The following is a 19,454-nucleotide window of genomic DNA, read 5'->3' on the forward strand; positions in this document are numbered from 1 at the left end:
ATCATTCTAAAAATGAGGATAATTTTTCATCGAACATGTCTTTTTTTACCTCTTTGGTTGTTAATGCCAATGTTGATTGAGGTTTAACGGAAACATATTTTTCCATCTGTTCGAATGTTGATTCAAAACCGCTTGAACCAGCGGTTGCGAAGAATTTGACATTGGTAAATTTGCCTTCATTCTGTTTGATATATGAAATCACTGGACTTGATGCTTTTGATGCCCATACCGGTGTTCCAAGATATACCATGTCATAGTCTTCAGGGTCATATTTCAAGTTTTCCAAGTCAATGATTTTTTCTTGAATTGCATGTTTTCCCCCACGTGCATATCCAAGTTTTCCCTGATAGTTGACTTTCGGTAAGATTTCTTCAATATCCGAATCTGTTCTGCTTGCGATAGTTTTTGCAAGTTTTTCTGTAATGTTAGTTCTTGAATAATATACTACTAATGATTTCATACATAGTATTAATACTTCATCATATATAAACTGTTGCATTGACAACTATTGCACTTGCAACAATTTAAAATTCATTTCATGAAAATGTTTATAAATAAAAAAAAGGATGTGTATAAAACACACCTATATTCCAAGCATAATTAGTATAAAAGAAAATGCATCCGTGAATAAGTGAGACATATATGGAACAAAAAGATTTTTGGTTTTTGCATATCCATACATTTCAACAAGTGATCCAACACCCTGCAAAAGCAATACTGAGGCTATTGATGTTGATGAAGGGTCAAAGTGCAGAAAAGCAAAGAATATTAGTACAATAACCATTGAAGATACGAATGAAAGGTTCCTTTTATTAGTATATTTGAAAAATACCCTCATAAAAAACATCAAAGGTATGAATTTCAACAGCTCTTCTCCCATCATTGAAAAGAAAAGTGAAACCAGGCTTATAATATTCAGATTTAAAGGTGTTTCATCTACAGGTAATAAATTAAACATTTCCAAAGCAGAAGCCATTGCAATTGAATATACCATATATATGACAAACATCAATACCGCAAGAATAATCTCATTTTTTGTTGGCTTGTGAAATATCAGCTTATAATCCCAGTTTGAAAAATAAAGCAAAGGAATCAACAAAACCATACAGAATATTATACTTGACAGAAGTTCATCGAAGGAAAAAAGAATATATCCAATATATGATAGCGGTATTAAAAGCAACAGCACAAACCATGCTCCCTTAGATATGCGAGGATTATGCCTGTAATATGGAAAATCCCTTTCTTCATCAAATGTTAAAAACTTCACAAAATCACCTACATGAATTTTCGTCCCGGCTTGAATGCGTCTGAAATCTTATCGCCCATCCTAAAGTAGGAATGGGTGACATCATCGTAAGCCAACGAATCCAATTTTTCGAAAATAATTTTGCCGTTACCATCCACGACACTTTCATCTGCCTGAATGTTTACTATTTCACCTGTGACTTGGGTGTGTGAGCCAACTTCAGCAATATTTATTACCCTGCATTCAACAGAAACCTTAAACTCCTCAATTATAGGTGCATTAACCATTTCAGCATCCCTATATGAAAAGTTTACCTTTTCAAGCTTGTTTTGATTGTAACCTGATTCTATTCCAAAGTAATCTGTTTCATCCATATGCTCACAGCTTGGAAAGCCAATGCAAAACTCATTGCTTTTTAAAATATCTGCTAGTGTTTTTCTCTTGAGTGTTGAATTGATTGCAATCATAACGGCAGGAGGGTGATGAGAGCACATTGTTGCAAAAGCAAGTGTACAACAGTCAGGATTTCCATCCTCATCATATGCACTTGCAACAACAGCAGGTGCCGGATACATCATAGTACGCGGTTTTAAATTAATCTTCATAGTAATTTATTTACTTGATTATAATATAAATAATTATATGAACAAGTTAAAAACCGCTAAAGTAATTTCAGATATAACTAATCCCCCAATACTCTGCATCCCGTTATTTTTGATAATGTGTATTGTGCTGTCCTTTGAAAATGGGGAGTTCAACATGTCTAAATTCATTGTTTTGGAATTGATTTCACTTGTCTTTTCATCAATATTGCCTATGGCAATTATCTTAGGTTGGGCAAAAAAGATTGGAACCGACAAGGACATATCCAACAGAACAGATAGATTCGTACCATTGATTGTTGGAATAACATCCTATTTCATTGGCTTTTTGGTATCATATTTCATTGGATTAAGCAATTTTTTAACAATCCTTCTTTTGTGCTATGCAGTGAATACCTTCATTGTAATGATAATAACATTTAAATGGAAAATCAGCGTTCACACAACAGGATTAAGCGGGCCTGTAGGTGCATTGATATTGCTCTTGGGACCATTCGGTGCAATATTTGGAATATTATATCCGATACTTATCTGGTCAAGGGTTCTTTTAAAAAAGCATACCCTGGCACAGGCAATCTGCGGTGCGGCTCAAGGATTTTTCCTAACCATATTTGAAATGTATCTTTTTGTTGATGTGCTGAAACTTCAATTAGGTGAGATCATAAGTCTGGAACTTGCAACGCTATTCATATTGGCAATCATTATTACACCGATAATACTCGGATTTTTAAGCTATCTGAATGTAAAAAAAGCAAAATTTGTATTTTATTTACTTGAACTTATATTATTTGTGATGTTTCTGGCATTTACACCAATGGATGTATTTATAATATTTGTTTTAGTCAGTCTAACATCAATACTGATAAGCTACTATGCCGGCGAGGATTTTATCTGGTATGAGGTTTTAAAAAAATAAGTAAATAAGATGTGTGTCAACACATCTATTTAGTCTGATTTTTGTATTCTAATTTATAGAATTTACAGTTTTCAATCTGACCTACTTTATCTTTTGAAACATATTTAGGTATTTCCAAGTCAGATCCACTACGGTACGCAAGATATATTGTTTTATTCTTGTATTTATTGAAATCATCAGGCATTAAAAACTTGTCTTTCTTCTTATCAAATATCCTTGAAAAGTCTCGAGCCTTTTCCTTTTTGTCAATCGAATATCCTGCAAAGACATTTGACTCATTCAACTGATCATGGAAATGAATATATTTAACCATTCCATCTATGATAACAACGGAATCGTTGTTGTTTATGCTTTTAAGGAATTCCTGGTTTTTGACCAAAGAGTCGTGATAAGTGGAAATATCTGAAGTCTGTTCATATAGATTGACCGCACCGAACAGCAACAGAACAACAACGACAGGAATAACAACCTTCTTAACATCAAACTTGGATATAAAAATTGAAAGGCTCAACCATACCAGTCCAACAGCAGGAGTGGCATATCTTGTGATAAAAATAGGTTTGAATACGGTTGAAATGACAACACCGAAAATTACTGTTGCAATGAATACCAAAAATCCAAACAGAACAACAAAATTCTCTTCGCGAGACTTTTTAAACTGCATCAGAACAATAATGAACACTACGAAAAATACCGCTGCAAAAGCATAAATAGCGATTAAATCCGGATTAAATGTGAATACTGATGAGAAAAAGCCCAAGAAATCATTGAAGGTAATGCTTTCAATCCAATAACCCTGGTTGACTCCAGTCATTTGTTTATATAAAACAGTTAACCACGGAGCATAACATATAATGCCGAAAATGACAGATATGAAAAAGTTTTTAATTTCAGATTTGTTGTTAATCATGAAATATATGAACAGAACAAGATATAACATTATCGCTGAAACTGCAACGAAGTAATGTGTATATGCTCCTAAAACTGAAAATACTGCAACTAAAATCCAATTTTTCAATGAAGGATTTTTCAAAATATCTGCTGCATAAAGGAATGCAAGAACCAGGAACAATAATCCCCATGGATACATTCTAGCTATTGAAAACATTTTGAAAAAATCACACATGCTTATAAGAGTAAAAACAAAAAGTCCTCCAGCTAACCAGCCATAATCCTTTCTGATTTTAGTCAATGCTATTCCAAACAATATTATATATGGAACAACAGATGCCAGTTTCATTACAAAAATCATGTCATAAGCGACATTAAGATGATTTAGTATGTATATAGGAATCCGAGCAATGAGATAATACACCGGAGGATGCACATCAATGGCAGTTAAATGGATAATGTTTTTAAAGGAAGTATTTAATATACCCATTGTATACCATTCATCAATATCTAAAAAGGGTTTTTGAATTAGATAAAAAATCAACAGGCCGAATAAGAATAAACTCAGCACAAATAACGATTTTCCAATATAATCTTTATATTTGTCATTTATATTATCATACAACATACTCACCTAGAAAAATTATTTTTTTCTTTATAAAAACTCTCCGATTGTTTGAATAAGTTATGAAAATATTACTTCTTAAAAAAATTTTATAATTATAATCTTCAATTAAATTAACGATTCATGGAAACAATATCTGAAATAACCGTTTCAAAGTAATTAAAATTTAATTATTTACTCAATATTGAACAAACAATAAATGTTTGAATCCACATATTATTATGGGCAAACTCTTTTTTTCAGACTAATATTTTCAACGATTTATAAAATCATTATTATATTTATAATGATTATTATATAAATTTTTAATTTATCGGGATTTTTTGATAAAATCATAATAATTTTCAGATTTTAATATGTCTAAAAAGAATTTCTTTTTCACCGGCCCCAGATTTTCCAGATAATCACTGTAGTACGGACAGGATTTTATGGATTCATAGTCGTTTTTAATCAATGCATATAAATCCTTCCTGTATTTTTCTTCAATAGCCATCAGAGCATATCTTGGACCATTTATCTTAAAAGCAAGCAAATCAAACTTATACATATCATACCAATCGTTTTCGATAAATATATCCATTAAGATTTGACCTGCAGGAACAGTGTCCAGAAATTTGGAATCAACAGATTCTGTAATTGATCCGTCATGCTTTTGACGCACATACAAATGCTTTTTGATAATGGAAATTCTTTGAGCTTTCAGAAACGTATAAAAGAAAAATGGCATGTCTTCAAAATAGATTCCAGTAGGAAACTTGGCATTGATTTTTGAGAGGAATTTTCTATCGAATATCTTTTGACAGGCACTTACAGATATGTCAAACAAAAAATCCTTGCACTCATGAGGGTTGAAAACACGATTTTCAAAGGATTTGTCAAAATTATTTAAATTAAACCAGCCATTTTGACTGAACTGGCCGTTGAAGTATTTGATGATTTGAAAAATTGATATATCAGCATTATTGTTTTTTGCTTCGAAATATGCAGTTTCCAATGCATCTTCACAAAACCAGTCATCAGCATCCAAAAACATTATATAATCTCCTGATGCAATCTTAAGGCCATTGTTTCTAGCCTGTCCAGGACCTTCGTTGTTCTGGTTGATGATTCTAATTCTGTTATCTTCAAACGAATTGATAATGTCTGAAGTTGAATCTGTTGAACCATCATTGATTATTATTAATTCAAAATCATCCAATGATTGATTCAAAACAGATTCAATAGCTTTTTTAATGAATTTCTCCCCATTGAATACAGGTAAAATAATAGAAACACTAGTCATCGAATAATATTTTATTTGCAATAGCTTAAATATTTGGCTAAAAAAAAAGAAAAAAAGTGTATTCAACTAGAAGGTTTGAGTACCACTAGTTGGAGATAACGATACACTTTGTGTGTCTAAAAGATTTGAATTGCTATCATACAGATTGATTGTTGCATGATCCGGATAATATGCATATGCGTCTGCACTTTGAACTTCAAGGTAACCGTTGGAGTGAACAGTAACTGGAACCATATTACCATTATTTAAAGTATTTCCATCTCTACTGTACCAGATTTGAAGTATTACATTTTTACCGGCATGTTCCTTACCTACATAGATGTTTGCATAAGTCAAATCACTCAATTCACTACCAGTTGAGAAACTTCCACCCTGTATCTTCATAGAAGTTGATTGAGGAGTGGCTGTTTTTTGTTCATTTGACTGTGATGGACTTGCTTGTGAAGAACTTGCCTGATTTGATGCATTTGATTGTGATGCAGCATTGGAAGCATTGTTTTGGGAAGGGGAATCCTGTGAGTGAGAGCCACTTCCAAATCCTTGAAGGTATATAAAAGCACCTGCCAATACGACAGCTATTATGATTAATGCTGCGATAATTATTTTTGTATTATCCGATTTTTTTTCATTGTTCATCGAATTAATCATTTTTTCATGACTATTCGCTTTCTTTTCCAAAGGTGTTCCACATTTTTTACAAAATTTTGCACCTTCATTGTTTTCAGCATTACAATTTGGACATTTCATATTCAAATACAACCTCACAACTATATTTGATTAATAATATTTTATCCACAATATTAAATAAAGTTATTTATATATCCATTTTCAATTGAAAAAGTAATGAAGTAATCCATATCAATGACAAATTAATAATGAAACTTTATCAAAAAATAAATTTAATTAAAAGAACACTTAATTAAATTAGAATTTATGTCTAAAAAATTAATTAAATTAAATGTAAAATAAATAAAAAATAGCTGGAAAAGATATGAAATATCTAATCATAAAATTTTCCCAAAAATTCTTTCATCCTCTTGTTGTCGGATGAGAAAACTTCGTCAGGAGAACCTTCCTCCACAATAACACCACCATCCATGAAAATTATGGTGCCGGCTACGTTACGGGCAAAAGCCATTTCATGAGTAACGATAACCATAGTCATGTGCTCAGCGGCAAGCTCCTTAATAACATCCAAAATTTCACCAGTCAATTCAGGATCAAGAGCTGAAGTAGGTTCATCAAAAAATAGAATATCGGGATTCATTGCAAGTGCTCTTGCAATAGAAACACGTTGTTGTTGACCTCCTGAAAGTTCACAAGGGTAGGCATCTTCCTTATCTTCCAAACCCATTTTCTTTAAAAGGTCACGTGCATGTTCGAAAACTTCCTTTTTGTCTCTTTTTTGAACTTTAATAGGTGCATTGGTAATATTTTTCATTACGGAATGATGAGGGAACAAATTGAAATTCTGGAAAACCAAACCGAAAGTTCCATCAAATTGAATTACACCGCTGTCTTCCTGCTCCAAATCTGTAATGCATCTGAGCAATGTTGATTTGCCTGAACCTGATGGTCCAATAATAGCTAAAACTTCACCCTTTTCAACACTAAGAGAAATATCCTTTAAAACTACATTATCATTAAAACTTTTTTTAAGATTTTTGATTTCAAGTAAACTCATAATATTCCCCCTATTCATAATAATCCAATTTATTCTCGACACGGGCCATTACAAATGCAACGAGTACATTGAATACATAATAGAATATACCTGCTACCAATAGTGCAGCAATGGATGCATCGGCAGCTGCAATTTGTTTAGCTACTGTAAACATTTCTGGAATTGCAATAACAAATGAAAGAGAAGTATCTTTAACAAGTGTAATTACTTCATTAGTAATTGAAGGAAGAACTACTTTTATAACTTGAGGAAGTATTATAATAAAAAATGTTTCGATTTTACTATAACCCAATACCTGAGCAGCTTCGTATTGTCCACTGTTGATGGATTCAATACCACCCCTATAAATTTCTGCAAAGTAAGCTGCATAATTAATTGTAAATGCAATTATAACTGCAATAAATCTATAATCACTGGAAAGACTCATACCAAATAAATAGTAAGGTCCAAAAAATACGACAATCAACTGTAGCATTAACGGTGTACCTCTCATGATAGAAATATATACTTTTGCAAGCCATCTGATTGGTGCAAAACCACTCATTCTTCCTCCCGCAACAAGTAAACCGAGAGGAAGAGAGAATAATAGAGTGAGTAAAAATATTTCTATAGAGGTAACCATACCTCCAAGCAACTGTTCAATTACTGTACTCAATATCATATAACTAATTCTCCCCTCTTAATTGACTAATTTATTTCGGTTGGATTAATGCATCTTCAGATATACCATAATCTTTTGCGATTTTAGCAACAGTACCATCTTTAAACATTTCATCTAAAGTAGCTTGTACTTTATCTTTTAATGCATCATTTCCTTTTTTAAATCCAATACCGTATTTTTCGGTGGTAATGGAATCGTTCAATATTTTGAAATCTGCAGCAGAATCATTTTTGTTTTTGATATCATATTCTGCAACACCAATATCCATAGCTACAGCATCACATGCACCGGATTCTAAATCCATGAATGCAGTGTTATAATCAGCCACTTCAGTTAAAGTAGCGAAAGAGTCTTTAATGGTTTTGTTATCACCATTAAGAGCAGCTAAAGCAGATGAATCTTTTTGTGTTTCAACAGTTTTACCTGATAAATCTTTGATGCTGCTAACGTTTCCACTTGATTTTACAACAAATATCTGTTTGTTATCGAAATAAGGATTGGACCATGTATAGTCATTTTCCCTTCCATCAATGGTAAATCCATTCCAGATACAGTCAATGGATCCTGAACTTAATTCAGCATCTTTTGCATCCCAGTCAATTGGTTGAGCTTTGAAAGTCCAGTTATTTCTTGCACAAACTTCTTTTGCTAAGTCTAAGTCAAAACCTGTGTAATTTCCGCTTGCATCTTTATATCCATAAGGTGGGAATTCTGCATCAAAACCAACAATGAATGTATTCTCATCATTAGCTGTCTGATTAGAATTGTTACTTCCCCCCAAAAAGTCAAATAGTCCCGCACTTACTGTTCCTACCATCATTACTGATACGAGGAGTAAGACCAAAATAAAACCTATCTTTTTATTCATTTTCAAACACCAATAGTTATAACTATATAAGTAGATTAAATCTACTTGTAATATAATTTATTTATTTACATATTTATTTATTTATATTAAATTTTTTAAAATAACATTTTACGAAGTTAAAAACAAAGTTTGAAAATAAATGTCAAACTAAAATCAATTTTAATAAAATTGTTGTTTTTTTTAAAAAAAAATTAGCCATATCACCAAATTAATTAGACAAACAATGAAAAAAAAATCTAAAAATTAATATTTTACAATTAATTGATTTTAAAAAAAAAGAAATAAATGATAAAACCCTTTGTTTTACCGAAAATATAATCAATTAATATTTATCATAAGTAATCATCATACCATTCAAGTTTAAATTATCTGATGGGAAACACATTTTTTGACCATCGAACACCATTCTAATTAAAGCATTTTCATTTTTTTCAAAATCAGATACTATAATATCCTCATGAATACTAGCCATTTTTCGTGTAAAAGATCCCATCACTTCTTCCGGAGCTTTAATATCCAACAAACCTTTTGAATAGTATTTTTCTATTGCATCAACAGTAGACTTTGCAGAATTTCCTTTACCATATGGATTTTGAGCATTTTTCATTCTGTCAGCAAATTCTTTATCATACAATATTTTTCTTGCATTATCAATTATTGCCTCTTTGTCAGAACCTACCAAAATATTTCCACCAGCAGTTACTGTTTCTGGCCTTTCAGTATTATATCTTAACGTTAAAGCAGGAATATCCAATGTAATTGCTTCTTCTTGAAGTCCACCAGAGTCTGTTAAAATCAAAGTTGATTTTGAAGTTAAAAGTAAGAAATCCAAATATCCTATAGGTTTAACAATGTGAACATGAGGCAAATTATTTAATTCATCAAATAAACCAAAGTTTTCAAGAGTATTCTTAGTCCTCGGATGAATTGGAAAAATAATGTTCATTTCATCTAATTCTTTAATAGCACCAATAATATTTGTTACTCTCTCCTTAACATCAACATTTTCCGCCCTATGCATTGTTAATGTTAAAATATTCTCCATATTTTCAATATCTAAATCATTGAGGGAATCATCTTCAAATCCTCTTTTTTTAGCAATTTCCAAGTGTCTGAAACAAGCATCAACAACAGTATTTCCTGTGATGAACATATCTTTTCTTGAAAATCCTTCAGCCAAAAGATTAATTGCAGATTGTTCAGTTGGAATAAAATACATAGTTGAAGTAACATCTGCAACCCTACGATTTACTTCTTCAGGCATAGTCATATCAAAAGACCTCAATCCTGCTTCAACATGTCCAATGGCAATATGCAATTTAGAAGCCACTAATGCTCCTGCCAAAACTGCATTAGTATCTCCTTGAACAAGAACAATATCAGGTTTCTCATCAATCAAAATTTCTTCAATACCTTTCATCATCAAACCTGTTTGGTTTCCATGAGTTCCGGACCCTACATGAATATTATAATCAGGAGTTGGAATTTCCAAATCTCTGAAGAAATTATCTGACATTTCCTTATCATAATGTTGGCCAGTGTGTAAAACAATCTGATTTATATCCCTTATTGATATTTCATCAATAATTGGAGCCATTTTAATAATTTCTGGCCTAGTCCCTAAAATAGTAGCTATTTTCATTAGTATAACCTCATCCAATAAATTAACTAAAAATTTAATTCTTAAAAATCTTATTTATTTTTCTCAATGGTTTAGTAATTCTCCAACTTTTAGATTTGAAAACTTGTTTGTGCATAACTTTATAATCTAAGAATTCCTGCTTGTTTATTTCATTATCTACTAATAACCTATCAACTTGACTGTTTAGTTCCTTATTATCGTTGATCAATTTAGATATCTCATAATTATTTAATTCAGTGTTTTCGTACTCTTCTTTTGTAATAATAGAAATTCTTGAATCTCTTTTTGAAAATCCAATAACGATATCCATTAATTCTTCTTCTGTATTATCCACAACACACAATACTTCCATATCCTTAAAATCAGAAAGTTTAATGCTTTCTAAATAATCTTCAAGAAACTCTTCCGCTTCATTAACATGCACTACTATAAATATTGAATTCATTATTTCACCATCAGTAATATTTAGTTTGTATATAACCATTCATATACTCTTTTACAATTTTTTTGGTCAGTATACTTAAAGAAGTTATCAACACGTGATTTATATTTTTCTTCCATTTCACATCCGTTGTTCATATATTCAATTATTCTATCGACCAAATCATCTTCATTTTCTACCACATCTCCAAAACCCATTGTTCTATAATCAAAATAACCTTTGTCATAGTGATAATCATCACCTTCATGATAATAGATAACTGGTTTTTTAAGGAATGCAAAATCAAAAAATACACTTGAGTAATCAGTAATCATCAGTGCAGAATCATTAAATAAAGTTTGATATGAATCATGAGTATTCACTTCAATAACATCATCATTAATGTCAAACAAATCTAAAAATGGTTTCAAATCATAATGAGGTTTAAATACTAGTTTATACCCATTTTCTTTGATAGCGTTTAATAAACGTTCATTTGTTAAAAAATTGTTTAATCTTCGATAATAATCTGATTTTTCAAAAGCTACTCTATTGATTAAAAATTTTCTCCATGTTGGGGAGAATAATATCTCTTTTTTTTCAACATTGAACTTTAGGTTATCATGTCTTGGAAGGCCAAATGCCTGAACTACCTCATCATCATAATTATAAGTATCTGATAAAATTGAATCCCTTTCATAATCTGATGATGTTAAAAACAAATGCAGATTTTGGAAAAATTTTCTAAGCCAACTTGATAAATCATCTTTAATAACACCATGCTGTAAAAAACATTTTTCAATTGTGAGAAATCCATTATAGTATGGATGTTTTGGGTTAAAAAATGGATTCAACCAACTGTGATTCACATGGGAAGAAATTATTTTTTCAGCGAATAAATATATAAACTTATTTTTAAAAGAATCAATCGGAACAATGTTTTTATCAATTTTCTTCATTTTATTGAAATCTTCACAATCTTTACTGATAACATAATACTTTTCTATATCATCATCCTGTTTAATGGCGTATTTAAATAAATGCATTGCATTATCATCGCAACTGTCAACACGATCCTGAAATATCCAAATACGTTTATTCTTCATGAAAGGATATAAAAATAAATAAATCAAATGAAACAATAATGCTTGAATCATTGATGAATTATGGTCCTTAATTATCTTTAAAATAGAAATAAATTCCAATTTTAAAGCCTTTGTAAATGAATAAGGTTGTGTTAAAAAAGATTCATCTTTTGAATTATATATAACCATTTCATTATCTTTAATCAGATAATTGCATACCTTTGAAAGTCCTGCATCATAATTCTGAAATTGTAATGGATTATGAATCTCGGCATGATTTCCATTCTCATCATATATCAATTTGAAATAAATCTTTGATATCTCATCTTTTTTAAGGGGTATCTTAAAGTCAACGGAATAATCAAAACTCCAACATATACCAATAGATTCTTCGGGATATCTGTTAGTTGTAGGGTAAGAAAAGAATTTACCTTCATAAACTTCTTTTCCTTGAGAATTAATTTTAATAGCTTCAATTCTTAAATAATCATAATCACAGCAACTTTTAAAAAATGTTGAAATATTTAAAGAATTATCAATTACTTCTATAACATCACAAATAAGTAATTCATTGTGCAACTCATTTATAGTGTAATCTTTTGATTTTAAGAATACCTCATTACCTTTCACATCAATATGAAATTCATTATTCTTTAAGTATATCAATAATGATTTTATCAAATTAGGAATAAAAATATGATTGACGATTATATCCTCATCAATATATGCCAGACATTCATGCAAATTAGATCTGAATTCTTTAAATTCCTGTTTAGTTAAAACATCAGATGTTTGAATCCTATAATAAAATTGCATATCATATGCTATCACATATTTTATAAAATTGGGAATAAACCCTAAACAGTCATATGAATAATCAAACAGCTGTTTATAAAAACGATTGACTTTATTGATGAAAAAATTCTTATGTGACCTGGATATATCTGAAACTGACGATTCATCTACTCTAATACGATAATAATATTTACAATCATTAATAAAAGCAATGCGCTTTTCATTTATCAATATTTTATTGATTAATAAGGCTCCTTCTCCTATAAATAACTCTTCATCAAATGAAAATGAATCAAAAACATTCCTTTTAATAAAACAAGATGAAATATCTGCTTGAGGATAAGTATAATCTTCAAATACATCAATTATTTTAGTTTTAGAAAATTTAGGACTAAGCAAATACTCATCATCATTACCCAAAAATTCTATTGGAATCGCTATAATATTAACATCATTCTTTTTAAAAAAATCATTTACTGATTCCAGTGCATTATTAGATAATTCATCATCACTATCTAAAAAATTTACATATTTTCCAGTTGCATATTTCAAGCCTAAATTTCTAGCACTGGATTGGCCTTTATGGCTTTGAGATAAAACAATTACATTGGAGTATCTTTCTTGATATTCCAAAGCTATATCAGCGGAACTGTCGGTTGATCCATCATCAACCAATATTACTTGAATATCATCAAAATTAAAAGATTGATTTAGTAAAGAGTCAATGCAATTTTTAATATATAATTCACTATTATAAAATGCAGTAATAATTGAAAAAGTATAATCTCTATCCATAAAATCCCTTATAATTAAATTACATCCAAATCAGACAGTTCATCAAGTAATCTATCTCCGTTTTTCCCGTCATGAAATTCATTTATCTTGGAATATCTTTTTTCATATTTTTCATCCATTATATAATTATTTGATATTGCATATTTAACCTCTTCAACCAATTCTTCCGGACTGAAAACAGGGACTCCATCACAATTATTCTCATTGATTGGAGGTATTGCTCTGTAGCATTTAATTAAATAATCTTTTTCTTCCCAATAATAAATTATATATGCTCCACGGTAATGGGCATCGTATGATGCAGATGAATAGTCAGTGATGAATATTTTTGATTCAGCTAATCCTTTAGCAATATCATTCTCAACACACTTTGCGTATTTTGGATTTAGATTATTTAAGAAATCTGTAAATTTAGGATGACATGAGATGATTAACCTATCCAAAAGGCCATTTTTATCAAATGCTTCTAAAATTCTCATATAAGCTTTGAAATAAGTTGTTTCCTTTATTGCATCTTCATCCATAACAAAGGATTCTTCCCAATACCTATATGTCAACATTACCATAATCTTGTCTGCATCATCATCCATTTTAGCCAAATCAAATTTTGGCAATCCACATTTTATCAAATCTTCATCCTCAAAACCACACTTGTAAAATTGGGTTGCTTCCAAATCAGATGAAATGATATTTTTATAAAAATTAACTGTTTCATTATCTTTTCTAAAATTTGCTGCAGCAGGATTATCCACTGGTTTTGAAAACATGATTCCATGCTGTAAAAATATTAAAGGTTTGCTGCGGATGCATTCATTTAATCGTCTGATATACAACCTTGGGTTAATAACATGATTAGATAATTCCGATGAAATAAAATATCTGCACAAATAGATATATAAATAATGTCTAAATGAATATTTCTCTATAATATTCTTCCCATATAAAGATTTAAGTCTTGGGTATTCCTCATTATTCTTATCAATTACAAAATAAGTTTTTGACTTTAATTTTTCTTGTCTTTGTCTTTCCATTATTTTTTCAAAAGCATAAAAACCTGATTCACATGCCCTGTTTGTTTCCTTTTCAAACATTAAATTAATATTTCTTGTGCCAATTAATTTTGATAAGGCAAAAGCAAATGAATCCTTAATCATGTTAACTTTTTTATATTCTTCCTCAAATTTAATATTAGTAATTCTTATTTTAAAACCATTGATAATACTTCTAACAATTATTAAATTATCTCCAACTTTCTTTTTGACCCAATAATTCATGCCTTCATGATGAGTTTTCATTAGAACCGGAACAGAAAGATCTTGAGATTTACCTATCCTTAAATTATTATGTATCCTTTCACTTTCAAGGATATCTTTCATAGCAATTTTAATAATTGCATAATCTTTTAGTTTTTTTTCACTGGATCTACGCTTAACCTGACCGACGACTTCACCATTAAGAAGTATTTTATCAAATCCTTCAATCTTGTGGGTAATGTCAGTAAATAATCCATAAAAACATACATAATCATCAGTAACCTTACATTTTAAATTCTGACGTACTTTACAATATTTATTAACATTATTTGTCAAATATAAAATGTTAGATTTACTAGTATATAAATAAAATTTAGTCCCATCTATATTTATAACATCAATTAATGAAGAAGGAATGCTTGTGGGTTGTTCAGACAATCTTATGTTGTTAAATTCTTCAAATAAATTTAAATTAACACGAACATAAACACTCTCAAAATCAACATAGATGTACTCTTCACCATCCTTTTCAATATAACTCAAAATCGTTTTCATTAGATAACCTTAATAAATATTAATTTTTTAATTATATAATTAAATTTATAATTTGAAATTAATAAAAGTAATGATAAAATAAAATTAAAAATAGTTGTAATGAAACAACCATAAATTAAAACTAAAATTATTTCGCACCAATAACCCTGTTTACATATGGAATCCTATTAAAAATAGCCATAATTAACCAACATACACCAAACGATAATATGAATGCCAATATAATTGAAGATTTGTAACCATTAAAATGACAGACCTTTAAAACTCTAATGACAAGATTGATTATAACTTGATGGAGTAAGTAAAAACCATAACTGTACTTTGCTATTGATGCTACTGAACTGTGAAAAATTTTATCAGGCACTTTTAAGAATTTATTATTAATTTTAATATCACTGAAATTCCTAAATAATAAAAATACTCCAATTACTTCAATTGCTGAAAAAATTGAATATCTATCAAACTTAACCAATTTTGTTGGAGAAGATAGTAAAAAGGATGCATAAATTTCACAAGCAATTACACCAACGATTAAAATTATTGGAAGATATTTATTTGTAAATATTTTTCGTTGAGTATGTCTTAAATAATAACCTGCCACTACCATCCCAATAGGTCCACTGAAGTAAGTAATCTTAATTGGGAAATTTATGAATAATGTATAATCAAAAATACATGTAATTAACCATATTACCAAGAAATATTCTGCTTCTTTTAAATCAGCATGCAACAACCATTTGTTGAAAATAGGCATGATCAAATAGGTACCTAAAATCATCCAAAAGAACCAATATGGTCCAAATCCCCATGACGTATGTCTCCATGCACCTATAATAAAATTAACAATATTAGTAATGTTAAATCCATCTATGACATGTAAAAAACCTGGATTAAAATATTGTATAGAAATAACAAACAAACTTAGAACAATTCCCCAAAAAATGAATGGTTCTATAATTCTGGGAAGTCTTTTACCTAAAAAAGATTTTATATTCCATTCACGACCTAAAGATAATGCTCCTGACAGCATCAAGAATAAATCAACACCTATTACAGTAGTAACATAAAAAAAGTCACCAAAAACCCAGTTAAAATTCAAGGTACCATCATAGAATACCATTACATTACCTTTTAGCCTTGCTAAAACATGAATCATTATTACACAAGTAATAGCTAAAGCTCTTAAAGCATCAAAATAAAAAATATGCTTCTTCTTTTTTTTCACATTCCCATTATTCATAGATTATTCCTACCCACATTTATATTAAATTAATATAATATAGTTTATTTTTAATAAATCATTTATAAATAATTTTCTAATAATCTACATAAATCACCGCATTATTATTTAAAAAAAATAATAAATTTTTAAAATTTTAGTGTATTACACAAAATTTCAATTAATTGCAATAAAGCAATAATTTTTCAATTTGCATGATATCAAACTTTTAAAAAAACAGGAAATAACATTGTTCGCAAGAAATTCTCCCTCTTTTTTAAACAGAGGATTTTCAATGACTTAAAATCCATTCATAACATCTTTTTGAATTGTTATGGTCATTATATCTAAAGAAATTCTCAACACGGTTTAAATAAATATCTTCCATTTTACAGCCATTATCAATATATGAAATAATTTTTTCAACTAAATCATCCTCATTGTCTATAACCGGACCGAAACCCATGGTTTTATATTGGAAATATCCATTTTGAGAATCATAATGATAGTCATTAGCATATTGATAATATATCAAAGGTTTTTTTAGATATGAAAAGTCAAAAAATATTGAAGAATAATCTGTAATCATCAAAGCAGATTCATTAAATATCTCCTGATATTTCTTATCCAAATCTATTTTAACATAATCATTTTTGTTGAATAAATCCAAGTATGGAGTTAATTCAGGGTGAGGTTTAAAGATAATTTCATATTCATGATTTTTAGCATATTCAATTAACATTTCATTATTAATTAAACTGTTGAATCTTTTAAAATACTCCGAACTCAACAAATCCTCTTTGTTTGTTAAATAATTCCTCCAGGTCGGCATTATAACAATTTGTTTTTTAAGACCACTATTGTCCAAATTATCATATCTTGGAAGACCTAATAACTGAATCACCTTATCTCCGTAATTGTATCCTTCATCAAACAATGATTTATATTCAGGAATTGTTGAAGATACAATCAATTTTGGATTTCTATCATATTTTCTAAGCCATGAAGACATATTATCTTTTATAACACCATGTTGTAAAAAATAAAAATCAAGATTGGTTGCTCCCGCCATTAATGGATAATTTTTATTTAAAAATGGATTTAAATCATATTCTGTTCCTTGCGAAGAAATCAACTTATCGCAAAACAGATAATAAATCCTATGTTTTACTGAATCACAATCCAAAATCTTGTCTTTAAATAGCATTGACAATCTGGAAAAATCCCTACTTGAATTATGTATTACAAAAAACTTTCTAATTCCATCTTTTTGTTTTATAGCATATTTAAAAAAATGTTCGGCATTATCATCCGCCATTGTTTTTCGGTCCATTACAACCCATATTTTTTTGTTATTCATAAACGGATATAAAATCAAATGAACTAATCGAAAAAGAATGGCTTGAGTATAAAAATCTGGCCTTTTTTTAATAATTTTAAACAGTTCTTTAAATTCATTTGAAATCATTTTAAAATAAGAAAAATCCAAAACATTAAATGAACCATCAAAGAAAACAAGTTTATTGTCTTTGACATAATATCTGCTTAAATCAGACATATTACAAAATTTTCTAAAACGAATTGGATAATCAATGCCATCATATGATTTTATATTAAGTTTGATAGATTTGTCATTTATTGGAATTTTAAATTCAAAATTAAATATTGTTTTATCCCTCCTTGTTGGATAATCATAAGATTCAGGTTGAATTTCTTCACCATTGCATATTCCATAAACACCCATTTGAGAATTATCGCAGTTAAGATAACCTGAAATATTTAAAATATTATCTCTTAAAGTAATAAAATCAATATTAATTTTGTTAAATGACTCCATGAAAAAGTATATGTAAAAATAGATATTTAATACTTAAGTAATCCAATCGGCACCCTAAATAAATAACAAAAAAAAAGAGTTTAAAGTATTTAATAACTTGATTGCAAACCATCATCAATATTCAAATTAAACTCTGATTTTGACTTAGATAAAAACATTGTCCCATTATATGTTGAATGAACAGTGTAATTACCGTTTTCCAATGCAAACAATTGAATTGTAGCACGGCCGTTTTCATCTGTAGTTGCATTATATTTTGTTGCCCAACCTTTATCATCCAATATTTTAAAATCAATTCCCTGATTTGGAATAACATTCTTGCGGTCATCTTTTAGAACAACTACAAATGAGTCCCCATTCTTTAACGTTTTGTTGCTTTCAACTTCAATTTTTGATGTATGACTATTTGCAGAAATGTAGGAAAATGCCAAAATAGCCACAATAATGACAACTACAATAACAATTATAATCTTTTTTGTATCCATTAACCATCCCTCTAATAGTTAATCATTTGTTGTGAATCAATAAAGTATCAATTTCTGTTGTTTTAAGAACCTTTTCAGCTACGCTTCCAATGAAAAATCTATGAAGCCCACTTTTACCTGAAGCAGAAATAATTATCAAATCAACATCTTCCCTTTCAGCAACTTCATTAATAGTTTCTGCAGGAAATCCCACTTCAACAAGAGGTGTGACTTTAATATCATCAGGAAACTTCTTTATCATCTTATTGACTGCATCTTCAGCTTCCTTAACCAATCCTTTATTAATTTTTCTAACGTTTGATCTTGATTGGAAAGCAGAAGAGGTTAATTTACCTGCGACAGATAAAATTATAATTTCACCATCGTCACCAAGCAATTTGGTTGCTCTTTCAACTTCATCATCAGCATATGTAGAACCATCAGTAGGCAATAATATTTTTTTGTACACGTAAACACCTTTAATAATTTTATGTAATTACTGATTTATATAGATATATTAAATTTGAAGATATTATTCACTTTTTAAACAAATTAGTCAATTTTGATATTTAAAATAACTTTAAATCGATATATAAGCAATAACTCTTTA

At 29.3% G+C, this 19,454-nt stretch carries 18 protein-coding genes; 1 reads left to right on the top strand and 17 read right to left on the bottom strand.

Going from position 1 to position 19,454, the window contains the following annotated elements:
- Position 1 precedes the first annotated feature (1 nt).
- The 3 genes from QZN45_RS06920 to QZN45_RS06930 form a co-directional block, all read right to left on the bottom strand.
- Positions 2-460 (bottom strand): flavodoxin, encoded by a 459-nt coding sequence (locus QZN45_RS06920; RefSeq protein WP_296812040.1) that lies wholly within the window; start codon positions 458-460, stop codon positions 2-4.
- Positions 461-583: 123 nt separating this feature from the next.
- Positions 584-1,270 (bottom strand): type II CAAX prenyl endopeptidase Rce1 family protein, encoded by a 687-nt coding sequence (locus QZN45_RS06925; protein ID WP_292607348.1) that lies wholly within the window; start codon positions 1,268-1,270, stop codon positions 584-586.
- Between the two features lie 8 nt (positions 1,271-1,278).
- Positions 1,279-1,854 (bottom strand): flavin reductase family protein, encoded by a 576-nt coding sequence (locus tag QZN45_RS06930; protein ID WP_296812044.1) that lies wholly within the window; start codon positions 1,852-1,854, stop codon positions 1,279-1,281.
- Positions 1,855-1,891: 37 nt separating this feature from the next.
- Between QZN45_RS06930 and QZN45_RS06935 the strand changes: the two genes are divergently transcribed.
- Positions 1,892-2,767: a hypothetical protein gene (locus QZN45_RS06935; RefSeq protein WP_296812046.1), complete on the top strand. Its 876-nt coding sequence runs from the start codon at positions 1,892-1,894 to the stop codon at positions 2,765-2,767.
- Positions 2,768-2,792: 25 nt separating this feature from the next.
- Here QZN45_RS06935 and QZN45_RS06940 read toward each other — a convergent pair whose 3' ends face one another.
- From QZN45_RS06940 to QZN45_RS07005, 14 genes are all read right to left on the bottom strand, one after another.
- Positions 2,793-4,283, bottom strand: coding sequence for a hypothetical protein (locus QZN45_RS06940; RefSeq protein WP_296812047.1), 1,491 nt, complete (start codon positions 4,281-4,283; stop codon positions 2,793-2,795).
- Positions 4,284-4,593: 310 nt separating this feature from the next.
- Positions 4,594-5,565: a glycosyltransferase family 2 protein gene (locus QZN45_RS06945; RefSeq protein ID WP_296812049.1), complete on the bottom strand. Its 972-nt coding sequence runs from the start codon at positions 5,563-5,565 to the stop codon at positions 4,594-4,596.
- 66 nt (positions 5,566-5,631) lie between these two features.
- Positions 5,632-6,312, bottom strand: a complete 681-nt coding sequence (locus QZN45_RS06950) for a zinc ribbon domain-containing protein (RefSeq protein ID WP_296812051.1) — start codon at positions 6,310-6,312, stop codon at positions 5,632-5,634.
- Between the two features lie 253 nt (positions 6,313-6,565).
- Positions 6,566-7,249 carry an amino acid ABC transporter ATP-binding protein gene (locus tag QZN45_RS06955; RefSeq protein ID WP_296812054.1) on the bottom strand — a complete coding sequence of 228 codons (684 nt, stop codon included), beginning with the start codon at positions 7,247-7,249 and terminating at the stop codon, positions 6,566-6,568.
- A 10-nt stretch (positions 7,250-7,259) separates the two neighbouring features.
- Positions 7,260-7,910: an amino acid ABC transporter permease gene (locus QZN45_RS06960; RefSeq protein WP_292607332.1), complete on the bottom strand. Its 651-nt coding sequence runs from the start codon at positions 7,908-7,910 to the stop codon at positions 7,260-7,262.
- Between the two features lie 31 nt (positions 7,911-7,941).
- Positions 7,942-8,778 carry an amino acid ABC transporter substrate-binding protein gene (locus QZN45_RS06965; protein WP_292607329.1) on the bottom strand — a complete coding sequence of 279 codons (837 nt, stop codon included), beginning with the start codon at positions 8,776-8,778 and terminating at the stop codon, positions 7,942-7,944.
- Positions 8,779-9,100: 322 nt separating this feature from the next.
- Positions 9,101-10,420, bottom strand: coding sequence for a non-hydrolyzing UDP-N-acetylglucosamine 2-epimerase (wecB, locus tag QZN45_RS06970; RefSeq protein WP_296812059.1), 1,320 nt, complete (start codon positions 10,418-10,420; stop codon positions 9,101-9,103).
- 34 nt (positions 10,421-10,454) lie between these two features.
- A complete protein-coding gene (locus tag QZN45_RS06975) occupies positions 10,455-10,904 on the bottom strand; it encodes a glycosyltransferase (protein ID WP_296812061.1) in 450 nt (149 codons plus the stop codon).
- Positions 10,886-13,516, bottom strand: coding sequence for a CDP-glycerol glycerophosphotransferase family protein (locus QZN45_RS06980; protein WP_296812064.1), 2,631 nt, complete (start codon positions 13,514-13,516; stop codon positions 10,886-10,888). Before QZN45_RS06980 ends, QZN45_RS06975 begins: the two co-directional genes overlap by 19 nt.
- A 14-nt stretch (positions 13,517-13,530) precedes the next feature.
- Positions 13,531-15,324: a CDP-glycerol glycerophosphotransferase family protein gene (locus tag QZN45_RS06985; RefSeq protein ID WP_296812067.1), complete on the bottom strand. Its 1,794-nt coding sequence runs from the start codon at positions 15,322-15,324 to the stop codon at positions 13,531-13,533.
- A gap of 127 nt (positions 15,325-15,451) precedes the next feature.
- The gene (locus QZN45_RS06990; protein WP_296812070.1) at positions 15,452-16,549 is read right to left on the bottom strand and encodes an acyltransferase; all 1,098 of its coding nucleotides are present in this window, start codon (positions 16,547-16,549) and stop codon (positions 15,452-15,454) included.
- Between the two features lie 286 nt (positions 16,550-16,835).
- Complete coding sequence (locus QZN45_RS06995; protein ID WP_296812073.1) at positions 16,836-18,380, bottom strand: CDP-glycerol glycerophosphotransferase family protein; 1,545 nt, start codon at positions 18,378-18,380, stop codon at positions 16,836-16,838.
- Between the two features lie 89 nt (positions 18,381-18,469).
- Positions 18,470-18,865 (bottom strand): Ig-like domain-containing protein, encoded by a 396-nt coding sequence (locus QZN45_RS07000; protein WP_296812075.1) that lies wholly within the window; start codon positions 18,863-18,865, stop codon positions 18,470-18,472.
- 22 nt (positions 18,866-18,887) lie between these two features.
- Complete coding sequence (locus QZN45_RS07005) at positions 18,888-19,313, bottom strand: universal stress protein (RefSeq protein ID WP_296812078.1); 426 nt, start codon at positions 19,311-19,313, stop codon at positions 18,888-18,890.
- Positions 19,314-19,454: the final 141 nt, after the last annotated feature.

It is taken from the genome of uncultured Methanobrevibacter sp. (assembly GCF_900314695.1).
Taxonomy (GTDB): domain Archaea; phylum Methanobacteriota; class Methanobacteria; order Methanobacteriales; family Methanobacteriaceae; genus Methanocatella.

Excerpts from the sequence above, each read along its gene's own strand:
- QZN45_RS06930 (WP_296812044.1), bottom strand. The coding sequence starts at position 1,854 with ATGAAGATTAATTTAAAACCGCGTACTATGATGTATCCGGCACCTGCT.
- QZN45_RS07000 (WP_296812075.1), bottom strand. The coding sequence starts at position 18,865 with ATGGATACAAAAAAGATTATAATTGTTATTGTAGTTGTCATTATTGTG.
- QZN45_RS06975 (WP_296812061.1), bottom strand. The coding sequence starts at position 10,904 with ATGGTTATATACAAACTAAATATTACTGATGGTGAAATAATGAATTCA.
- QZN45_RS06955 (WP_296812054.1), bottom strand. The coding sequence starts at position 7,249 with ATGAGTTTACTTGAAATCAAAAATCTTAAAAAAAGTTTTAATGATAAT.
- QZN45_RS06995 (WP_296812073.1), bottom strand. The coding sequence starts at position 18,380 with ATGGAGTCATTTAACAAAATTAATATTGATTTTATTACTTTAAGAGAT.
- QZN45_RS06950 (WP_296812051.1), bottom strand. The coding sequence starts at position 6,312 with ATGAAATGTCCAAATTGTAATGCTGAAAACAATGAAGGTGCAAAATTT.
- QZN45_RS06960 (WP_292607332.1), bottom strand. The coding sequence starts at position 7,910 with ATGATATTGAGTACAGTAATTGAACAGTTGCTTGGAGGTATGGTTACC.
- QZN45_RS06980 (WP_296812064.1), bottom strand. The coding sequence starts at position 13,516 with ATGGATAGAGATTATACTTTTTCAATTATTACTGCATTTTATAATAGT.
- QZN45_RS06945 (WP_296812049.1), bottom strand. The coding sequence starts at position 5,565 with ATGACTAGTGTTTCTATTATTTTACCTGTATTCAATGGGGAGAAATTC.
- QZN45_RS06935 (WP_296812046.1), top strand. The coding sequence starts at position 1,892 with ATGAACAAGTTAAAAACCGCTAAAGTAATTTCAGATATAACTAATCCC.
- QZN45_RS06985 (WP_296812067.1), bottom strand. The coding sequence starts at position 15,324 with ATGAAAACGATTTTGAGTTATATTGAAAAGGATGGTGAAGAGTACATC.
- QZN45_RS06920 (WP_296812040.1), bottom strand. The coding sequence starts at position 460 with ATGAAATCATTAGTAGTATATTATTCAAGAACTAACATTACAGAAAAA.
- QZN45_RS06965 (WP_292607329.1), bottom strand. The coding sequence starts at position 8,778 with ATGAATAAAAAGATAGGTTTTATTTTGGTCTTACTCCTCGTATCAGTA.
- wecB (WP_296812059.1), bottom strand. The coding sequence starts at position 10,420 with ATGAAAATAGCTACTATTTTAGGGACTAGGCCAGAAATTATTAAAATG.